Origin of the sequence: Patulibacter minatonensis DSM 18081, from assembly GCF_000519325.1 — a bacterium.
Classification (GTDB): Bacteria; Actinomycetota; Thermoleophilia; order Solirubrobacterales; family Solirubrobacteraceae; genus Patulibacter; species Patulibacter minatonensis.
This window is the reverse complement of the sequence record NZ_KI912613.1, coordinates 3,073,169-3,091,999: the sequence shown is the minus strand read 5'-3', so window position 1 is coordinate 3,091,999 and position 18,831 is coordinate 3,073,169. Positions and strand designations below refer to the sequence as shown.

The window sequence follows — 18,831 nt, the reverse complement described above, 5'->3', positions numbered from 1 at the left end:
GGGACGATGCGCCCCGGCCGGACCCGCGGTCGATCCGGGGACCGCCCGGCGGTAGCGTCCTGCGCATGGCCGCCCCCGAGCCGGACCCCGCCCCCGCTCCCCCGGAGGACCGGGAGACCCCCGGCGCCCCCACCCCGCCCGCGCACCGGTCGTCCCCGGCCCTCCGGGCGTCGGACGCGGACCGCGAACGCACGGCCACCGTGCTGCGCGACGCCGGCGGCGACGGGCGGCTGACCGTCGACGAGCTCGACGGGCGCCTCGACGCCGCCTACGCCGCGGTCACGCGCGACGACCTCGACGCGCTGGTCGCCGACCTCGTCCCGGCCGGGACGCACAGCGTCGCCGCGGGCGCGGACCCCGCTCCGGGCCGCGTCGCCGTCCGCGGCGGCGACGGGGGTTCCCGCTGGCTGGTGGCGATCATGAGCGGGGTCGAGCGCGCCGGCGTGTGGCGCCTGGGCCGGCGCTGCACCTCGCTCTCGCTCATGGGCGGCAGCGAGCTCGACCTCACGCACGTGGAGTTCGACGACCAGGACGTGCACCTGCGCGTCGTCTGCGTCATGGGCGGCGCCGAGATCCGGGTGCCGGAGCACATGAACGTCGTCGTCTCCGACTTCGGGTTCATGGGCGGCAACGACGTCCGGGTCGGGCACGCGCAGCCGGACCCGGGCGGCCCGACGCTGCACCTGCACCTCGTGTCCGTCATGGGCGGCTCCAACGTCGAGCGGGGGCCGAAGCGGTCCCGGCGGGAGCGCCGGGAGCTCGAACGACGGGACCGCGAGCGACTCGGGCGCGGCGGGTAGCCGCCGATCAGCCGACGCCGGCGGCGAGCGGACGCGCCGGCGACGGCCCGCCATGCTCCGGGTCGCCCGGCACGACGAGCGCCGAGATCCGGCGCTCCGTGAAGGCCTCGGCCCACGGACCGCGGACGAACCGCTCGCGGTGCTCGGCCGAGATCCGCAGCGTGCCCTCGAGCGGCTCCTCGGACGCCGCCGAGACCCGCCACGCCATCCATTGCGCCAGCGCGTGGCGGACCGTCGCGCGGTCCGGTGCGGGCACCGACAGCAGCTCGACGCCCTGCACCGGCCCGTCGACCGACCGCGCGAGCCCGGTGCGCTCGAGATCCGCGAGCAGCGCCCGAGAGAGCTTGCGGTGGTCGGCGTCGGTCTTCAGCCCGAGCACCTCGGCCAGTGCGCGGGCCACCGTCGAGGTCGACGTCTCGACGAGCCCCGTGCGTCCGCCGGACCACCGCGCGAGCAGCAGCCAGACGACCGTGCCCCGCAGGGCCCGCCGGACCGCGTTGAACCCGCGGCCGGCGCCGAGCAGGACGGCGAGGACCTCCGGGGCGGTGCCCCAGAGCGGCGAGGAGGTGCCCTGCGGCCCCGGGACGATCTGGGCGAGCGCGACCCACGACCGCTCGGGGAAGCCGTGGTCGAGGACGGCGCCGGGCTCGTTGCGGAACTCCGGCAGGGACGCCTGCCCGACCTCGAAGAACGGGTCCGGCGGGGGCTCGTCCGCGGCGGGCTCGCGGACCACGACCCGCAGGCGCCCGGCCGCGGAGAGGCCGCGGAACCCGGCGACCCCGATGCCGGCGTAGGTCTGCTTCCAGACCGCCCGGAGCAGGCGGTTCGTCACCGGATCGTCGGGATGCCGGTGCTCGTGGTCGTCCAGGACGTCGCGCATCAGGACCATCCGCTCGACCGACGGCGCGGGTGGGCGCAGCAGCGCCAGTCGCGTCGCGGTGCGCTCGATCACCCCGCCGGCCTCGAGCAGGTCCAGCGCCTCGTCCCACACGGGGACCGCGTCGTCGCCCCCACGGATCTCCTCGAAGACCGGGACGAGCTCCGGCAGCCGCGCGGGGAGCGTCGCGTGGACGCCGCCCGTCCGGGCCGTCAGCGCGAGGTGCGCGGCCGCCGGGCCGGCGAGCGTGTGGATCCCGAGCCGCTCGGCGTCGGGGATGCTCCACGCCGCCTCGAGCTGGGACGTGAGCACCGGCCAGTGCTCGACGGGCGGCCCGGTCAGCGGTCCGGCCGTCGCGTCGGCGAGCACCGGCTCGTAGGTCACCTCGTCGGCGGCGAGGCCGCCGCGCCACGCCCAGGAGTCTCGGACGATACGACGCACTTCAGGGACGTGGTGATGGGACGATGGACACGCGCATGGTGGTGATCCTCACCGATCGGCGACGTCGCCTGCGGCACCGTCCCCCGTGGAAAGGCACAGGACCGGCCGGTCGCCAGACCCCGCCGATCGATTGTACGCACCAACCGTCTTGACCCTCGGCGGACCACGCGGGGGCGGCCCGCGTGGCCCGCCGGCCGATCAGACCTCGCGGCGGATCTTGGGCTTGCGGCCCTTGATCGTCGTCGCGCGGAGCGCCTCGATGACGCCATCGGCGGCGGCGTCCGGGACCTCGACGAGCGAGAACCGCTCGTTGATCTGGATCGCGCCGATGTCGCGGCCCGAGAGCTGCGACTCGCCGGCGATCGCGCCCACGAGGTCCTGCGGGCGCATGCGGGCCTCGCGGCCGGCGCCGACGAAGATGCGCGTCGTGCCGACGCCGGAGCCGCGGCGCTCGCGGCGGTTGCCCGAGCCCCCCTCTCCGCGCGGGTCGCGACGCGAGCCCTCGCGGAACCCGCTGCCGCGGTGCTCCTTCGACCTGCCGGCGGCGACCTGCGGGATGTCCTCCTCGTCCACGGGGCCGCTGAGCGCGGCGTGGGCGAGCTTCAGGGCGGCGGCGGCGACGTCGGCGACGTCGAACTCGCCGGACAGCGAGTCGATCACGGCTCGCAGCTCGGTGAGGTCGCCGGGCTGGGCGAGGCTCTCGCGCAGCGCCGTCTTCGTCTCGTCGAGCCGCTTGGCCCGGAGGTCGGCGACCGTCGGCACGTGCGCGATGGTGATCTGCTGGCGCGTGAGCCGCTCGATGTTCTTCAGGTTGCGGTGCTCGCGCGGCTGGGCAAACGTGATCGCGACGCCCTCGCGGCCCGCACGGCCGACGCGGCCGATCCGGTGGACGTACGCCTCGGGGGCGGACGGGACGTCGTAGTTGACGACGTGCGTGAGGTTGTCGATGTCGAGGCCGCGGGCCGCGACGTCGGTGGCGACGATCAGCTGCGTCGAGCCGTTCTTCAGGCGGTCGATCGTGCGCGAGCGCTGGGTCTGGTCCATGCCGCCGTGCAGGGCCTCGGCGGTGTAGCCGCGGCCGTTCAGCGTCTGGGCGACCTCGTCGACCTCGGCGCGCGTGCGGCAGAAGACGATGGCCGCCTTCGGCTGCTCCTGGTCCAGCACGCGGCAGAGGGCCGTGGCCTTGTGGTGCCGCGCGACGACGTAGGCGGCCTGGCGGACCTTCGGGGCCTCGCCGTCGGGCGTGGTCTCGCGTGCGACCTGGATGCGGACGGCGCCGTTCTGGTGCTTTCGCGCGAGGCGGTCGATGCGCGAGGGCATCGTGGCGGAGAAGAGGACGGTCTGGCGCTCGTTCGGCGTGGCGCCGAGGATCGTCTCGATGTCGTCCTGGAAGCCCATGTCGAGCATCTCGTCGGCCTCGTCGAGGACGACCATCCGGATCTCGCCGAGCTGAAGGGCCCCGCGGTCGATGAGGTCCTTCGCGCGGCCCGGGGTCGCGACGACGACGTCGACGCCGCGGTGCAGCGTCTTCAGCTGCTTGACGATCGGCTCGCCGCCGTAGACCGCGAGGACCTTGATGCCGAGGCCCTTGCCGTAGGACCAGAAGGCCTCGGCGACCTGGGTGGCGAGCTCGCGGGTCGGGACGAGGACGAGGCCGCGCGGGGCCTTGCTCTGGCTGGAGTGCCCGAACGTGTGGAGCATCGGCAGCGCGAACGCGGCGGTCTTGCCGGTGCCGGTCGCGGCCTGACCGAGGACGTCCTTGCCCTCGATCAGCGGACGGATCGTCTCGCGCTGGATCGGGGTCGGCTCCTCGTACCCCAGGCCGGTCAGGGCCTTCAGGAGCTCCGGGTGCAGCTCGAGGTCGGCGAAGGTGACGGTGGTCTCGTCGGTGCTCACGGGCGTCTCCTGCTTCGGGCGATCGCGCGTCCGCGGATCGGGCTTCGAGCCGGTGGTGAGCGGCTCCTGGGCGTCGGCGGCCGCCGACTCGGGGGTGGGCTCCGACACGGCGACGGGGGTCGCCTCGGCCGGGGCGGCGTCGGCGACGGGCGCGGCGACCGCGGTGTCGGCGACGTGGTCGGCGGCGTCGGCCGTCGGGTCGGCGGCGACGGTGGCCGCGTCGTCGACGGCGACGGTGGTGTCCTCGTCGCGCTCGGCGACGGCCACGGACGACTCCGGGGCGACGACGGCGTCGGTCGGGTCGACCGTGACCTCGGTCGTGGGTGCAGCGGTGACGGCCTGGCCGTCCGGAGCGGATGCGCTCATGTGGTCCTTCGGGGAAGAGCGGTCTCGTCCACGAAGATCCGGCATTTTCGGAGGCGCGTTGTGGCGCTCCGGGTGATGCCCTGTCCCACGGAGGTCGAAACCTTGGGTACGACGGGAGCCGGTGGCTCCGATCACGGACCGCGACGCAGCGCGGCGAATTAGGACTGTGACAGACGCCCGTGGGACCATGTGTGCGCGGCAGGCAGAACCGGACGGCCCTGCCGCGGCACGGGCGACGGACGCGGCCGCCGTGACCGACGGGTCCCGCGTCGAAGCCCTACGCCCCCGGCCGCGACGTCACTCCGCGCGCCCCGCCAGCACGGCGATCCCGTCGCCCGCGTCGTCGAAGCGCCCGATCTCGCGGAGCCCCGCCCACGGCACCAGCACCACGTAGTCGGCCGGCGTCCGGGCCGCCCAGTGCCCGGGCTCGGGACGGTCGGCCACCGACTCCGACAGGAACACGAGACCGCCGGGCCGCAGCACCCGGTGCAGCTCGGCGACCGTCCGCGTCAGCGCCTCCCCCGGGATCCCGCCGAGGACGAGCGACGTGAAGACCACGTCGACCTCGTCGTCGGCCAGCGGGAGGGTGTCGCCCTCCAGCAGGCGATAGTCGACGCGCTCGTCGGCGGGCGCCATCGCGAGGAGCTCGGCCACCGGGTCCACCCCGATCGCACGGCCGCCGACCAGCGCCGCGAGGTCGGACGTGAACCGCCCGACGCCGCAGCCGAGGTCGAGGACGGAGCGCTCCGAGCCGTGGAGGGCTTTCGAGAACAGCGGGTAGAGCGCCGCGCGGTGCCCGGCGGAGACGGCGTCGAGGTCGTCCTCGGCGGGGTGGTCGAGGTTGACGACGGCGCGGGCGCCGAGCTCGCGTGCCCGGTCGCGCCAGTAGGCGACGCCGGGCTCCGCCACCGGCGTGCCGCCCGCCGCGGCGGTGGCCACGGCGGTCGTCCCCGTGCCGGCTTGCGGGGACGGGGAGACCCCGTCCGTGCCGTCCGCCACCGGGGTCACCGCGACACGATCGGGTTCAGCGGCGTGTCGATCCGCTCACCGGGACGTGCGCCGGGGAGGAACTGCTCGTAGTCGCCGGAGACCATCGTCGGCTGGTCGACGAGCTTCGCGCCGTCGGCGAAGTACGTCGTCGCCATCACCTGGCGCGGCTGGGTCGTGCGGTTGCCGCGTGCGAAGTGGAAGCACCAGGCGTGGTGGAAGGAGACCTCGCCGAGCTCGAAGGGCGTGTCGTCGACCTCGACGCCCTCGGCGGCGAACGCCTCGGCCACGCCGCGGTCGTAGGAGTCGCCGGCGCTGTCGAAGTCGACGCCCTCCGCGACCCGCCAGGTCTCCGCGCCGGCGGCGAACGCCAAGGGGCCCATCGGGGCCGGGATCGCCTGCAGCGGGATCCAGCTCGTGACGATGTCCTTCGACGCGATCGGGAAGTGGTGGGCATCGAAGTGCCACGGCGTCCGTCCACAGCCGGGCTGCTTCGACAGGACGTTGTCGTGGTAGATCCGGGCGTCGTCGACGCCGAGCAGGTCGGCGGCGAGGCGGCCGAGACGCGGCGAGAGCGCGAACAGGCGAAGCACCTCGGAGTCGCCCTGCCACATCATGTCGAGGCTCAGGAAGCCCGAGGCGCCGGGGCCGTCGCCCGCGGCGGCGAGCCGCTCGACCTCGAGCCGGCCGGCCGCCAGCGCTCCCGGGCTGAGGACCCGCTGGAGCTTCGCGTAGCCGTTCCGGCGGAACCCGTCGCGCTGCGCGTCCGTCAGGGCGTAGGGCGTCCGGAGCTCCTCCTCGAGCTCGGCGAGCGGCAGCGGGTCGACGGCCGCGGGCGGGTCAACCTCGACGAGCTCCTGCGGCGTGCCGTCGTCGGCGGCGAGCGACAGGTACCAGTCCCACCAGGCGCCGTTGCTCTCCTCCCAGGGCTTGTCGACCCCGGACTCGCGGGCGTGCTCGGCGGTGAGGATGCGGCTGTCCTGCGTGCTCATGCGGACGTCCCGTCGTTCGGGGTGAGGAGGACGAGGTCGACCTCCTGGCGGAAGCGGTGGACGCCGGCGTCGGCGTCGTGGCAGGAGGCGAGGTAGTCGCCGAGGACCGGCGCGGCGCGCATCTCCTCGAGCGAGACGGTGTCGTCGAAGGCGCAGCGCTGAAGGAACCCCTCGAGGACGTCGCGGTCGTCGTCGGCCACGACGTGCTCGTAGGAGAGCCGGCGGACGTCGACCTCGTGGGTGGCCCCCGCGCCGGCCTCGCGCAGCGCGTCGGTGAACCGCTCGCACGAGACGTACTCCGTGCCCTGCCCTCCCCGGACGCCCTCGAGGAAGGCGCGGTAGAACGCGAGGTAGTGGCCGTCGTGGGTGCCCTGGGCGAGCAGCCCGACGCCGTGGGGCGCGAGGGCGGCGACGAAGCGCCGGGCGGCATCCTCGATGCGCGCGGGCTCGAGGGCGTAGAGCGCGTGGGTGGCCCAGACGACGTCGAACGGGCCGACGGCGGGGTCGAGGCCCTCGAGCGTCACCTCGTGCCGGGCGGCTTCTTGGAACGGCGGGCGCAGGACGGCGGCCGCCTCCACGATCGAGAAGGGCGCGGGGTCGAGCAGGTCGTAGTCGATCCGCAGGCCCTCGTCGGCGAGCGACGCGACACCGGTGTCGGACAGCAGGGTCTCGGGGAACTTGCCCGAGCCGCAGGCGACGTCCAGGAGCGTTAGGGGGCGGTCGCCGGCCCGGTCGGCGACACCGCGGAGCAGCGCCGGGTAGTCGAGCTCGGCGGCCAGCAGGCGGTAGTCGAGTCGCGCCAGGGCGTAGAAGGCCTCCATGGTGCGCCGGCCGTCCTCGCTCCAGTGGGCGAGGCTGCGGGCGGCGGTGTCGGCGGGGGCCTGGTTCGGGGGCATCCACGGTGATACGTCGAGACCGACCGACCGGTTGCTCGATGCGGGACGACGTGTTCCACATCGGGGCCCTCGCGACGAGCCCTGCCGGATCACCTCGGACGGGGTGGGCTCCTCTGCGACGGGCGACGTCCGCCGGCGCACGGGGCATGCGGGACGACATTCGCCGGCCCGTCGGAGACCGCTCAGCGCAGGCGCAGCGTGGTGGACTTCGAGGCAGACAGCCCACCGGCGCCCTTCGCCGTGACGTTGATCGCCGAGCTCTTCGCCGTCTTCTTCGTGGTCCGCAGGCGGACGTTGATCGTGCGGGACTTGCCCGCAGCAATCGTCGCGTACGTGGCGGTCTTCGAGCGCGGCGTCACGCCCTTGCCGGAGGCGGCGAGCTTCACCGTCACCGAGCGAGCGGTCCCCGCACCGGTGTTCGTGAGCACGACCTTCGTGACGGTGCTCTTCCCGCGCCTGACGGTGGCGGGCTTGGAGACGGTGAGGCTCAGCGCGCCCTTCGCCGCCGGGGTGGGCGTCGTCGGCGTGGCGGGGGTCGACGGGGTCGACGGCGGGGTGATCACGGCGACCGAGCTCGGCGTTGGGATGACGCCCGGGATCGCGAGCTTGCCGGAATAGGACAACGCGGTGGACGTCAGCGGGCCGGCCGACGCGAGGTACGGCACGCATCCGGCGCTCGGGATCCCGACGACCGCGTTCGAGCCCGAGCCGGCGGCACCGTAGGCACCGTCGGCCGGCTTGATGCCCGACCCGGCAAGGGTGATCGGCGCCGTCGGCGCGATCGTGCACGCCCCGAGGTCGCCCTGGATCGCGTACGAGACGGTGCCGCTGAGGTCCAGCGTGCCTGTGGCGGCGTTCGGGCGGCCCGTGATCGTCCCGGTGGCCTTCGGCGTGACGCTCAGAGTGCCCACCGTCGTCTTCCCGAACGTGACGCCCGAGGCCGGGAAGGTCGCGACGAGCGTGTCGGTCTCGATCGTCCCGACGAGGTGCGACGTCTCCGTCTGGGTGGTCTTCGCGAGATCGCCCACCTTCACGGTGCCGGCCGTGAAGTCCACCGTGATCGGCAACGGGGTCGCGGAAGCGGTCGCTGCTCCACCGGCCCCCAGGACGCCGGCCGTGACGCCCGCGACGAACAAACCTCTGCGCATGGTGCTCCTCGTTCTCGCCCGCGAGGCGACGCGGGGTGTGCACCGTAACCGCTCGGAGGGCGTCCCCGCTGCGGTCGGTGGACGCATGTCGGACGGCCGCTCGCACCCGGCGACGAAGAGGCCGGGCGAGACTCATGGTCCGGTCCGCAGCTGCCGATAATGGGCCGCATCTGTGGCCCGGCCCCCTCCGGGTGCCCCGAGCCCCGCCGAAGTCCGACACGCTCCGGCCCCGGAACGCTCGGGGAGGGGCCCGGCCCCCTCCCTAACGGACGCCGATGAGATCCACGACGAAGACCAGCGTCTCGTCGGGCTTGATCGCGCCCGGCGCGCCACGCTTGCCGTAGCCGAGCATCGGCGGGATCGTGATGCGGCGGCGGCCGCCGATCTTCATGCCGGCGACGCCCTGGTCCCAGCCCTGGATGACCATGCCCTTGCCGAGGCCGAACTTGAAGGTCTGCCCGCGGTCCCAGGACGCGTCGAACTGCTGCTTGTCGGACCACGCGACGCCCACGTAGTGGACCTCGACGGTGTGGCCGGCCTGGGCCTCGGCGCCGTCGCCGACGACGAGGTCCTCGAGCTCGAGCTGGAAGGACGGGGAGCCGTCGGGGATCTCGACGACGGGCTTCTCGGAGGTGCTCATGCCCCGGACGCTACCGGCGCTCGCACCGGTCCCGCGTGGCGCGCCGCCCTGCCTATGATCGGTCCGACCCCCGTCCCGGAGTGCCCCATGCCCGTCGACCCGCTGACCGACAACCTGATCCACCGCATCAACGTCGGGGACAGCCTCACCCGCAGCGCGTCGCGGACCCCGTCCGCCGAGGCCGTCGTCGAGGGCGACCGACGCCTGACGTACGTGGAGCTCAACGCGCTCGTCAACCGCGTGGCCAACGCCCTGTCGGCGCGCGGCCTGGAGCACGGCGACGCGGTCGCGCTGGCGTCGGGCAACAGCACCGAGTTCCTCGTCACCTACTACGCGTGCGCGAAGACCGGCCTGGTCTGCGTGCCGATCAACCTCGGCTGGCGGCCGCACGAGGTCGCCCACGTCCTCGCGGACTCGGCGGCGAAGGCGCTCGTCGTCGAGGCCGGGCTCATCGACGTGATCGCCCCGTCGCTCGCGGACGCCGACGACGTCACCCGCGTGGTCGTCGTCGGGGACCACGCCGGCGACGTGGCGGAGCGCCCGACCGAGCCCTTCACGGCGCTCGCCGCGCACGACGACGCGGCCGAGCCCGAGCACCTGATCGGCGACCGCGACCCGCTGACCTACCTCTACACGAGCGGGACGACCTCGGCCCCGAAGGGCGTGATCGGCAACCACGCCGCGGTGTACCTCGAGTCGATGACGATGGCGATCGAGGGCCAGTTCCGGGGCGACGACCGCTTCGCCGCGATGATGCCGATGTTCCACACGGCGCAGCTGAACTGCCACTGCACGACGGCGGTGATGGTCGGCGCGTCGCTGCACGTCCTGCGCGGCTTCGACGCCGAGGTCCTCCTCGGGCTGATCGAGGCGGAGGGCCTGACGCAGATCTTCGGCCTGCCGATGATGTACCGGGCGATGCTCGACCACCCGACGGTCGGGGACCGCGACCTCTCGACGCTGCGCCGCGCGCTCTACGCGATGGCGCCGATGCCGCAGGAGACGCTGAGGCGCTGCCTCGACGTCTTCGGCTGCGGCTTCTACCTCCTCTTCGGGCAGACCGAGATGAGCCCGACCACCACGATCTTCCGCCCGGAGCACCAGCTCTCGCACCCCGGCGCGGCGGGCACGCCGGTCGCCAACGTCCACGTCGAGATCATGGGCGAGGACGGCACGATCCTCCCGCGGGGGGAGACCGGCGAGATCGTCTACCGCGGCCCGCACACGATGACCGGCTACCTCGGCAACGCGGAGGCCACCGAGGCCGCGTTCGCGCACGGCTGGTTCCACTCCGGCGACGTCGGGCGCCTCGACGACGAGGGCCTCCTGTGGTTCACGGACCGCTCGAAGGACGTCATCAAGTCCGGCGGCGAGAACGTGGCGTCGATCGAGGTCGAGAAGGCGCTCTACGCCGCGGAACCCGGGGTGTCGGAGGCCGTGGTCGTCGGGCTCCCCCACGCGCACTGGAGCGAGGCGATCACCGCGTTCGTCGTCCCGTCGCCCGGCGCCGAGCTCGACCCCGAGGCGATCCGGACGGCGATGCGCGAGCACCTGGACGCCTACAAGGTGCCGAAGGCCGTGGTCGTCGTCGACGCCCTGCCGAAGACGTCCACGGGCAAGGTCCAGAAGCACGTCGTCCGCGACGCCCACGCGGACCTCTACGCCGAGATCCCGCGGTGAGCGGCGGGGTCGTGGGCGTCTCCTGCGGCCCCCGCGTCGTATCCCCTCGCATGAGACACCCGCGGAAGTGGACGCCGATCGAGCGCGTCACCGTCGGCATGGGCGCCGGCTGGCTGGTCGTGGTCGCCGCCGTCGTCCTGCACGTCGCGGGCGTGCTCGGCTGAACCGCGCCCGGACGCGGACCGTCAGCGCGCCGGGGCGGGCGTCCCCAGCGGACGCGGCTGCGGCACCCGCACGACCTGCCCCGCGCGGTCGTTGACGACGACCCGTCGGCCGCAGTCGAGCCGCACGCAGAAGCGCGCGACCTCGTGGACCTCGAGCACGCCGTCGCGGAACATGCGGGCGACCTGCCGGCCGAGGTCCTCGACCACGACGCCGTGGACCTCCCGGTGCGGGAGGTGGACGCGGTCGCCGACGCGGAGTCGTTCGCCGTTCCTGCGCATTGCGTGCAATGTAGATCGCGGTGCGGACGGATCCTCCGTGTCCGCGGTCACGGACGCGCCGCGCCGCATCAGGCCGCTAGGGCGCGGGACGGATGATCTAGGCTGGCGCCCGTGCCCGTCCACGCATCACCCGGCTCGACGACCAAGGGCGAGGCCGGCGCCGCCCGGCTCCTCGAGGCCGCCACGCGGGTCCTCGCGCGGGACGGCGTGGGGCGCGCGTCCGTGGGCCGCATCGCCGACGAGGCCGGGATGGCCAAGCGGATGATCGCCTACTACTTCGGGTCGCGGGACGGCCTGCTGACGCGCGTCGTCCAGCGCATCGGCGAGCGGATCGCCCGCAACCTGACCGAGGCCGCCGACGACGACGCGTCGCCCGAGGACGCGGCGTCCGCGTGGGTCGACGCCCTCTGGACCGCCGTGACCGCGGAGCCGGCGCTCGTCCCCGCGTACTTCGCGCTGACCGGCGGACAGCGCGTCGCCGCCACGAGCGAGGCCCTCGACGAGCTCGACGCCCTGTACGTCAGCCTGATCCGGAACTTCCTCCTCGACCACCACCCGCAGGCGCGGGAGCTCTCGGACGTCGACCTCGACACGGCCTCCGAGTTCGTCTTCGCGATCCTGCGGGGGATGCTGCTGAAGTGGGTGATCCAGGGCGACGGCCCGATGCTCGACCGGCACGTCGCGCAGCTCAAGGAGCTCCTGGTGTCCACCCCTCTGCTGGCCCCGAGCGTCACGACCGGCGAGTAGCGGCGACGCGCCACGACCGGGTCGACGCCGTCCGCCGGAGCCGACGCCGGACCGCCGGACGCCGCGCTCGGGAGCTAGTGTCCCGCGCGTGAAACTCGTGATCGGCATCGTCCGGCCGGAGAAGACCAACGACGTGCTCGAGGCGCTGTACCGCGCCGAGATCCGGGGCGTCTCGATCAGCCGGATCCAGGGCCACGGAGGAGAGCTCGACCGCGTCGAGACCTACCGGGGCACCCAGGTCAAGATGGGCCTCGAGGACAAGGTCCGCTTCGAGGTCGCCGTCTCCGACGACGCGGTGGAGCGCACGATCGAGGCGATCTGCGCCGCCGCGCGGACCGGCGAGGTCGGCGACGGCAAGGTCTTCGTCCACGACCTCGCCGAGGCGGTCCGCATCCGCACCGGCGAGCGGGACGTCAACGCCGTGAGCCCGACGACCTGATGCCCGGCATCGACACGGGCGACACCGCCTGGATGCTCGTCGCGACGGCGCTCGTCCTCCTGATGACGCCGGCGCTGGGGCTCTTCTACGCGGGCCTCGTCCGCGAGAAGAACACGCTGAACACGTTCATGATGTGCCTCGCGGCGATCGGCGTCGCGATGGTCACCTGGGCGGTCGTCGGCTACTCGCTGGCGTTCGACGGCACCGCCAAGTTCCTCGGCGGACTCGACCACGCGTTCATGCGCGGCATCACGTTCGAACCGCACCCCGGCACGAAGATCCCGGAGATCGTCTTCTTCGCCTTCCAGGCGACATTCTGCATCATCACCGTGGCCCTCGTCGCCGGTGCCGTCGTCGAGCGCATGCGGTTCGTGCCGTTCCTGCTCTTCTCCGCCGTGTGGTCCGTCCTCGTCTACGCGGTGCTCGCGCACTGGGCGTTCGGCGGCGGCTGGCTCATGCAGCAGGGGACGCTCGACTTCGCCGGCGGCGTGGCCGTCGAGATGGGCTCCGGGTTCTCGGCGCTGGCGGCCGCGCTGGTCGTCCGCGCCCGCAAGGACTACGGCCGGCAGGCGCTCGTCCCCCACAACGCCATGTACGTGCTCGTCGGCGCCGGCCTGCTGTGGTTCGGCTGGTTCGGCTTCAACGGCGGCAGCGGCTTCGGCATCGGCAAGCCCGGGGTCCTGGCGTTCGTCAACACGCTGCTCGCGCCGGCCGCGACGCTCGTGGTCTGGATCCTCATCGACCTCGTCCGTGGACGCCAGGCGACGGCGATCGGCGCGGCCACCGCGGTCGTCGTCGGATGCGTCGCGATCACCCCCGCCGGCGGGTACGTCAGCCCGGGCTGGGCCCTCGCGGTCGGCGCCGTCGCCGCGTTCCCGTGCTACTTCGCGATCCTCTGGCGGCCCCGCACGCGGGTCGACGAGACCCTCGACGTGCTGAGCGCCCACGGCGTCGCCGGCCTGACCGGCACGCTCGCGATCGGCTTCGTCGCGCAGCAGAGCTGGAACGACGGTGCCGGCAACGGCCTCCTCTACGGCGACGCGGGCCAGCTCTGGTCGCAGGTCGTCGCCGTCCTCGCCGGCCCGGCGTACGCGTTCGGCGTGACGTTCCTCCTGCTGAAGGGCCTCGGCCTCGTCATGGCCCTCCGCGGGCCGGAGTCCGAGGAGGCCCTCGGCATGGACCTCACGCACCACGGCGAGGAGGCCTACGCCTCGGGCGAGGGCGCGATCCTCATCGGCGTGGGCTCCGGCGTCGGGCGCAGCCCCCGCGTCTGACCCACGGGGCGCGCGCCGCACCCGCGGTGCGTGCCCCGGGTTCCTCCGGCGCCACGGTGACGGTCCGCTGAGGAACGACGACGGCCCCGCCCTCCGAGGAGGACGGGGCCGTCGGGCCCTGCGGTGCCGCCGGAGCGGCGGGGCTCAGTCCTCGAGCTCCTCCGGAGCGAGCAGGTACTCGCCGATGTAGGTGCGGCCCTGGTCGCCGTTGAGCGGCTGGAACAGCGACGCGGCCGAGTCGCGGTACAGGCGCTCGAAGATCATGCCGCGGCGGAACGACATGCCGCCGACCATCGACATCGCGTGCTTCGTCATCTCCATGACGTTCTCGGCGATGAAGGTCTTGGCCAGCCCGATGTACGGGAAGCGGAGCTCCATCGGCCAGTTGTCGTCGAGGCCGAGCGTGACCTCCTCGCAGGTGCGGTAGAGCGTCCTGCGACAGATCTCGTAGCGGGAGGCCATGTCACCGACGCCGTCGATGATGTGGCCGACGCCGGAGACCTTGACGTCGGAGGCGACTGTCGCGCCGAAGACCGCGCCGAGGGTCTTCTTCGAGAGGACCTTGATCGACTCCTCGAGGACGCGCGACTGCATGCCCAGGTAGATCGAGGCGAACATCAGGGACGCCCACTCGAGGACGCCGAAGGCGCCCGAGCGCCACTCGCAGATGAAGCCCGACTCCGGGACGAAGAAGCCGTCGAACACGATCGTGTGCGTGCCCGTGGCGTGCATGCCCAGGGAGTCCCAGGTGCGCTCGACGTGGAAGCCGTCGCCCTGCAGCGTGTCCTTGTCGAACTCGAAGTCGGCGATGAAGAACGACTCCGCGGCGACGCGCTCCTCGAACGTGTCCGGCAGGTTGCCGTCCTTGTCCGTGATCGTCGCGTTGGTCGTGATGATCGACGCGGCGTCGCAGAGCGTGCCCCACGTCTTGGTGCCGTAGATCTTCCAGCCACCACCCTCCTGCGGGATGGCCTTCATGTCCGCCAGGCCCGAGAAGCCGGCGCGCTTCTCGGAGAACGGCCCGAACATGATCTCCTTGTTCTTCACGACGCGCCCGAGCCAGTACTCGTTCTGCTCGTCGCTCATCAGGCCGCCGGCGATGCCGACCATGATGTAGTGCATGTTGTACGCGAGGGTGATCGCCGAGTCGCCCTTGGAGAGCTCGGAGACGACCTTCGACGTCTGCAGGAGGCTGCCGCCGTGGCCACCGAACTTCTTCGGGATCGAGAGCGCGAGGAGGTCCGTCGCCTTGTACTTCTCGATCGTCGGGAACGCGAAGGTGTTCTTCTTGTCGTACTCCGGGCCGATCTCGCGGAAGTACTCGGAGAGCTCCTCGGCCTGCTCGAAGAGCGTGTCGAAGTCCTCGTCGCTCAGCGCGGCGTCGAAGGACTTGTCGGAGGTCGGTGCCTGGTAGTCGTCGGTCTGGGTGGAGGCCATGGTTCGTGGTCCTTCGTCGATGCGGGTGCGGGTGCGGGTGGGTACACCGTCCGTGACGTGGGGCACGGACGATCAGGGGTACGGCCGCGGTGGCGGCCGCGGACGTCAGGCGACGAGCAGGTCCTCGCGGCCGTCGTCCTTCAGCGTCTGCTTGTAGGAGTCGAAGAGGCCCTCGGTGAGCGGCAGCAGCTTGAGCGCGACGGAGCGCTTGCCGTCGAGCTTCACCTTGCGCTGCGCCATGGCGAGCGTGAAGTTCAGCTTGCCCTGCCAGAACTTGTTCGCGTTGTCCGAGGACATCCGGAGCTGCACGGTCGACTTGCCGGCGAGCGCCTCGTCGCCGGTGACGACGGTCTGGTTCGGGAAGTCGACGAGGATCGCCGCATCGGGCTTGGTCTGCTTGATCAGGATGACCAGGTTCCCGCCCTGCGTCTCCTCGATGAACGCCGGGGTCTTGGTCGCCGTCTCGAACATGCCGCCGATGTACTTGTAGACCTCGTCGGCGTCCTTGAACGCGTTCTCGTCGCTCACAGCTGTCCCTCTCCGTTGGCTCCCGGCACCGACGGCGCCCCGCGTGGGCGAGGCGTGTCCGTACCGATTCGACTGTGAGGAGACCGTATGGCGGCGGCCGTCGCCCGACCTCCCCCCTAGATGGGGATTTGGTCACGAATAGGGGGGGGAAAGGATCACCCGGGGGTGGATCGACCCCCGCACGACGGCGCCGGCGCCGTCGTGCGGGGTGGTGGCGCGCGTCCGCTCAGGGCGCCTCGAACATCCGCGCCAGGGCCTCGCCCACCTGCTGGCGGACGACGCGGCCGTAGCGCTGGATGTGCGAGCGCATGAACGCCGCCGCGACGTCGGGGTCGCCCGCGTCGATCGCGTCCAGGATCTCGAGGTGCTCGGCGATCGTGGTGTCGACGCGCTCCTCGGTGGTGAACCCCTGGACGCGCAGGACGTGGATCCGGGCCGTGATCTCGGCGAGGAAGCGCTGGGCCTGGCGGTTGCCGCCGGCCTCGGCGACCCCGGCGTGGAACGCCTCGTCGGCCCCGACGAACGACGTCGGGGGGACGGACGGGTCGGCGGTCCGCTCGTCCCGCAGGGCCTCCCACTCCCCGCGCAGCCGCGCGAGGACCGCGGGGTCGCCGGCGGTCGTCGCGCGACGGACGACCAGGTCCTCGAGCGCGAGCCGCACGTCGTAGAGCTCCTGCATCGACCGGACGTCGGGCACCCGCGGGCGCAGGCCGCCGGAGGGGTCCCGCACGAGGTGCCCGTCGCCCTCGAGCCGGCGGAGGGCCTCGCGCACCGGTGTGCGACTCGTCTCGTACTGCTCCGCGAGCCGTTGCTCGACGAGGCGCTCGCCAGCCGGACGCGCGCCGCGGAGGAGCTCGTCGCGGAGGGCCTCGTAGACGCGCTCGGCGTGCGGGGGCGCCGACGTGCCGGTGCCGCGGCCGGAGCTCCGCCGCGGACCTGCGTGGTCTGGCGTCTCGTCGTCCACGTGCGGCGGCGAGTCTAGTCCATCCCGCGCCCGGATCTCCCGAGCTCCGGGGTCACGTCGCCGCCGGCACGGACGCCCCGTCGAGGGCCGCGACCGCCGCGTGGAACGCGTTCTCCGGCGGATGGGTGACGCCGCCACCGATCTGCCCCACGCCGGGGCGGCGGTGCGCGATCCCCGTGTGGACGGGCGGCCGGATCCCGAGCTCGACGACCGCGCGCGCGTCGACCCCGAGGATCGCCGGTGCGGAGGTGCCGTCGGTGCGCCGCAGCTGCAGCAGCGGATGGTCCGCCGCCGCGATGCCGCGCAGCCGCGCGTCGATCGCGTCGATCTCCCCCGGGTCCAGCCCGACCGACGGTGCCGACAGCGGCGAGCTCGCGATCGCCAGCGCCCCCAGCCCGTACACCTCGACGATCGCCGAGTCCCCGAGGTCCGGGTTCATGTCGGCCGGCCCGTGGCCCGGCTCGAGCCGGGCGGGGTCGGGCAGCGCCGCCGGCCCGACGAACCACGCGTCGCCCGTGCCCGAGAGGCGGATGCCGACCTCGACGCCGTTGCGGGCGATCGCGGTGACGAGCGCGGATCCGGGGACACCCTCGGCGCACACGGTCGCCAGCTTCGCCGCGACCATCGCGAGGTTCAGGAAGAACTGGGAGTTGCCGGCGACGAACGCCCGGGCGTCCTCCGGCAGATGCGGGCCGAGCAGGTCGGCGACCAGGGCCGTCCCGGCGTCGGTGCGGTGGTGGCACTCGTCGCCGAGCAGGAGCGCGCGCTCCTGCAGGTCGACGAGGTCGAGCGGGCCGTGCGCGCGCAGGGCCGCCGCGAGCGCCGGACCGAGCTCGTCGCGCATCCACTCCAGGCGCCGCACGACCTCCTCGCCGTCGGCGCCGTACCGCAGGACCGCGCCGGAGCCCTCGTTCAGCGGGCACCAGGCGACCGTGCCCGTCGCCTCGTCGCGCGCGACGAGGAGCGGCATCGACCCGGTGACGACGCCGCTCATGGGGCCGACCCCGCCGAGGTCGTGGTTCGTCCGCAGCGGGATCCGCCCGGCATCGACGAGCTCGAGCGCCTCCTCCGGGGTCGCGGCCACGCCCTCGATCGCGAGCGCGACGCCCACGGCCCGTCGCATCGGGGCGCACATGTCGGTGCTCGCGATGGGCGGACCGGCGTGGGAGACGCCGCCGGCGGCCAGGTGCGGGACGAGCTCGCGCGCGGGGACGACGTCGACGAGCAGCGGTCGGGCGGCGGCGAGCCGGCGGACCGCAGGGTCAGGTGTATGCAATGCCGTGTACATGCGGACCACCGTACCGCCGCGTGCAACCACCGACCGGTGGCCCGTCGGTCAGACATCCAATGCGAGCACTTGGACATCTGGCAGTCCACGCCGGTGATTCTGGGGACATCGGGCCAACGATCACCCCGCCGGACCCGAAGTACCTTGACGGCGTCGGCTGCGGTCCGGTCGACCGCATTGCATACAACGGACGGACGGCACAGCATGGACCCGGGTTCCCACACACCGACGGTGACGGACGCGACCCGCGAGGTCGACGCCCGCCCGTACCCCTACCGCTTCGCGCCGGCCTCGACGGCCCTCGTGATCATCGACATGCAACGGGACTTCCTGGAGCCCGGCGGGTTCGGGGAGTCGCTCGGCAACGACGTGTCGCTGCTGACCCGCGTCGTCGCCCCCGTCCGGACCCTGCTGCACGCCGCACGCCGCACCGGGATGACGGTCGTGCACACCCGCGAGGGGCACCGCCCCGACCTGGGCGACCTGCCCGCGTCGAAGCGCTTGCGCGGCAACCCGACGCTCAGGATCGGCGACGAGGGACCCCGTGGTCGCGTCCTCGTGCGCGGCGAGGAGGGCCACGACCTCGTCGACGCGCTCGCGCCGATCCCCGGGGAGCCGGTCCTCGACAAGCCCGGGAAGGGGGCGTTCTACGCCACCGACTTCGAGCTGCTGCTGCGCACCGCGGGGATCACGCACCTGCTCGTCTGCGGCGTGACCACCGAGGTCTGCGTGCACACCACCGTGCGCGAGGCGAACGACCGCGGCTTCGAGTGCCTCGTCGTCGAGGACGGCTGCGGCTCCTACGTCCCCGAGTTCCACGAGACCGCGCTCCGGATGATCGCCGCGCAGAACGGGATCTTCGGCTGGACGGCGACCTCAGCCGAGCTCCTGCCTGCGATCGACCCGGGCGCCCTCCCGCAGGACGCCGCCGCCACCGCGTCCGCCCCGTCGGCCGCCCGCCCCGAACCCGTCACCACCGAGGTCTGAC

At 73.2% G+C, this 18,831-nt stretch carries 18 protein-coding genes; 6 read left to right on the top strand and 12 right to left on the bottom strand.

Going from position 1 to position 18,831, the window contains the following annotated elements; all coding sequences use genetic code 11:
- Positions 1-65: 65 nt before the first annotated feature.
- Positions 66-800 carry a DUF1707 SHOCT-like domain-containing protein gene (locus PATMI_RS30195; protein WP_051471650.1) on the top strand — a complete coding sequence of 245 codons (735 nt, stop codon included), beginning with the start codon at positions 66-68 and terminating at the stop codon, positions 798-800.
- Between the two features lie 7 nt (positions 801-807).
- Here PATMI_RS30195 and PATMI_RS0114280 read toward each other — a convergent pair whose 3' ends face one another.
- The 7 genes from PATMI_RS0114280 to PATMI_RS0114250 all read right to left on the bottom strand — a co-directional run bounded on the left by PATMI_RS0114280 (position 808) and on the right by PATMI_RS0114250 (position 9,043).
- Positions 808-2,118 (bottom strand): hypothetical protein, encoded by a 1,311-nt coding sequence (locus tag PATMI_RS0114280; RefSeq protein ID WP_026911381.1) that lies wholly within the window; start codon positions 2,116-2,118, stop codon positions 808-810.
- A gap of 198 nt (positions 2,119-2,316) precedes the next feature.
- A complete protein-coding gene (locus PATMI_RS0114275; protein WP_157260777.1) occupies positions 2,317-4,380 on the bottom strand; it encodes a DEAD/DEAH box helicase in 2,064 nt (687 codons plus the stop codon).
- Between the two features lie 297 nt (positions 4,381-4,677).
- The gene (locus tag PATMI_RS0114270; RefSeq protein WP_026911379.1) at positions 4,678-5,388 is read right to left on the bottom strand and encodes a class I SAM-dependent methyltransferase; all 711 of its coding nucleotides are present in this window, start codon (positions 5,386-5,388) and stop codon (positions 4,678-4,680) included.
- Positions 5,385-6,359, bottom strand: a complete 975-nt coding sequence (locus PATMI_RS30190; RefSeq protein ID WP_051471648.1) for a phytanoyl-CoA dioxygenase family protein — start codon at positions 6,357-6,359, stop codon at positions 5,385-5,387. The genes PATMI_RS0114270 and PATMI_RS30190 overlap by 4 nt, the downstream gene beginning before the upstream one ends.
- Positions 6,356-7,255, bottom strand: a complete 900-nt coding sequence (locus PATMI_RS0114260; protein WP_026911378.1) for a methyltransferase — start codon at positions 7,253-7,255, stop codon at positions 6,356-6,358. The genes PATMI_RS30190 and PATMI_RS0114260 overlap by 4 nt, the downstream gene beginning before the upstream one ends.
- A 182-nt stretch (positions 7,256-7,437) precedes the next feature.
- Positions 7,438-8,403 (bottom strand): CARDB domain-containing protein, encoded by a 966-nt coding sequence (locus tag PATMI_RS0114255; RefSeq protein ID WP_169738375.1) that lies wholly within the window; start codon positions 8,401-8,403, stop codon positions 7,438-7,440.
- A gap of 262 nt (positions 8,404-8,665) precedes the next feature.
- Positions 8,666-9,043 (bottom strand): FKBP-type peptidyl-prolyl cis-trans isomerase, encoded by a 378-nt coding sequence (locus tag PATMI_RS0114250; protein WP_026911376.1) that lies wholly within the window; start codon positions 9,041-9,043, stop codon positions 8,666-8,668.
- A gap of 87 nt (positions 9,044-9,130) precedes the next feature.
- Between PATMI_RS0114250 and PATMI_RS0114245 the strand changes: the two genes are divergently transcribed.
- Positions 9,131-10,723, top strand: coding sequence for a long-chain-fatty-acid--CoA ligase (locus tag PATMI_RS0114245; protein ID WP_026911375.1), 1,593 nt, complete (start codon positions 9,131-9,133; stop codon positions 10,721-10,723).
- Positions 10,724-10,908: 185 nt separating this feature from the next.
- On the opposite strand, the gene PATMI_RS0114235 is transcribed toward PATMI_RS0114245, so the two are convergent.
- On the bottom strand, positions 10,909-11,166 hold the full coding sequence (locus PATMI_RS0114235; RefSeq protein ID WP_026911374.1) for a hypothetical protein: 258 nt from the start codon (positions 11,164-11,166) through the stop codon (positions 10,909-10,911).
- Positions 11,167-11,277: 111 nt separating this feature from the next.
- Between PATMI_RS0114235 and PATMI_RS34680 the strand changes: the two genes are divergently transcribed.
- The 3 genes from PATMI_RS34680 to PATMI_RS0114220 all read left to right on the top strand — a co-directional run bounded on the left by PATMI_RS34680 (position 11,278) and on the right by PATMI_RS0114220 (position 13,626).
- The gene (locus PATMI_RS34680) at positions 11,278-11,913 is read left to right on the top strand and encodes a TetR/AcrR family transcriptional regulator (protein WP_051471646.1); all 636 of its coding nucleotides are present in this window, start codon (positions 11,278-11,280) and stop codon (positions 11,911-11,913) included.
- A gap of 88 nt (positions 11,914-12,001) precedes the next feature.
- Positions 12,002-12,352, top strand: a complete 351-nt coding sequence (locus PATMI_RS0114225; protein ID WP_026911373.1) for a P-II family nitrogen regulator — start codon at positions 12,002-12,004, stop codon at positions 12,350-12,352.
- Positions 12,352-13,626 carry an ammonium transporter gene (locus PATMI_RS0114220; RefSeq protein WP_036725874.1) on the top strand — a complete coding sequence of 425 codons (1,275 nt, stop codon included), beginning with the start codon at positions 12,352-12,354 and terminating at the stop codon, positions 13,624-13,626. Before PATMI_RS0114225 ends, PATMI_RS0114220 begins: the two co-directional genes overlap by 1 nt.
- Positions 13,627-13,770: 144 nt before the next feature.
- Here the strand turns inward: PATMI_RS0114220 and PATMI_RS0114215 are convergent, their stop codons facing one another.
- From PATMI_RS0114215 to PATMI_RS0114200, 4 genes are all read right to left on the bottom strand, one after another.
- Positions 13,771-15,063 (bottom strand): acyl-CoA dehydrogenase family protein, encoded by a 1,293-nt coding sequence (locus PATMI_RS0114215; protein ID WP_084269956.1) that lies wholly within the window; start codon positions 15,061-15,063, stop codon positions 13,771-13,773.
- Between the two features lie 105 nt (positions 15,064-15,168).
- Positions 15,169-15,591: an SCP2 sterol-binding domain-containing protein gene (locus PATMI_RS0114210; protein ID WP_026911370.1), complete on the bottom strand. Its 423-nt coding sequence runs from the start codon at positions 15,589-15,591 to the stop codon at positions 15,169-15,171.
- A 226-nt stretch (positions 15,592-15,817) separates the two neighbouring features.
- Positions 15,818-16,555 (bottom strand): GntR family transcriptional regulator, encoded by a 738-nt coding sequence (locus PATMI_RS30180; RefSeq protein WP_051471644.1) that lies wholly within the window; start codon positions 16,553-16,555, stop codon positions 15,818-15,820.
- 52 nt (positions 16,556-16,607) lie between these two features.
- On the bottom strand, positions 16,608-17,843 hold the full coding sequence (locus tag PATMI_RS0114200) for a YlbE family protein (RefSeq protein WP_026911369.1): 1,236 nt from the start codon (positions 17,841-17,843) through the stop codon (positions 16,608-16,610).
- A gap of 204 nt (positions 17,844-18,047) precedes the next feature.
- Here PATMI_RS0114200 and PATMI_RS0114195 point away from each other — a divergent pair, with 204 nt between their 5' ends.
- Positions 18,048-18,830 (top strand): cysteine hydrolase family protein, encoded by a 783-nt coding sequence (locus PATMI_RS0114195; RefSeq protein WP_157260775.1) that lies wholly within the window; start codon positions 18,048-18,050, stop codon positions 18,828-18,830.
- Position 18,831: the final 1 nt, after the last annotated feature.

Coding starts and splice junctions, on each gene's coding strand:
- PATMI_RS30195 (WP_051471650.1), top strand. CDS start 66: ATGGCCGCCCCCGAGCCGGACCCCGCCCCCGCTCCCCCGGAGGACCGG.
- PATMI_RS0114275 (WP_157260777.1), bottom strand. CDS start 4,380: ATGAGCGCATCCGCTCCGGACGGCCAGGCCGTCACCGCTGCACCCACG.
- PATMI_RS30190 (WP_051471648.1), bottom strand. CDS start 6,359: ATGAGCACGCAGGACAGCCGCATCCTCACCGCCGAGCACGCCCGCGAG.
- PATMI_RS0114260 (WP_026911378.1), bottom strand. CDS start 7,255: ATGCCCCCGAACCAGGCCCCCGCCGACACCGCCGCCCGCAGCCTCGCC.
- PATMI_RS0114255 (WP_169738375.1), bottom strand. CDS start 8,403: ATGCGCAGAGGTTTGTTCGTCGCGGGCGTCACGGCCGGCGTCCTGGGG.
- PATMI_RS0114250 (WP_026911376.1), bottom strand. CDS start 9,043: ATGAGCACCTCCGAGAAGCCCGTCGTCGAGATCCCCGACGGCTCCCCG.
- PATMI_RS0114245 (WP_026911375.1), top strand. CDS start 9,131: ATGCCCGTCGACCCGCTGACCGACAACCTGATCCACCGCATCAACGTC.
- PATMI_RS0114235 (WP_026911374.1), bottom strand. CDS start 11,166: ATGCGCAGGAACGGCGAACGACTCCGCGTCGGCGACCGCGTCCACCTC.
- PATMI_RS0114220 (WP_036725874.1), top strand. CDS start 12,352: ATGCCCGGCATCGACACGGGCGACACCGCCTGGATGCTCGTCGCGACG.
- PATMI_RS0114215 (WP_084269956.1), bottom strand. CDS start 15,063: ATGGCCTCCACCCAGACCGACGACTACCAGGCACCGACCTCCGACAAG.
- PATMI_RS0114200 (WP_026911369.1), bottom strand. CDS start 17,843: ATGTACACGGCATTGCATACACCTGACCCTGCGGTCCGCCGGCTCGCC.
- PATMI_RS0114195 (WP_157260775.1), top strand. CDS start 18,048: ATGGACCCGGGTTCCCACACACCGACGGTGACGGACGCGACCCGCGAG.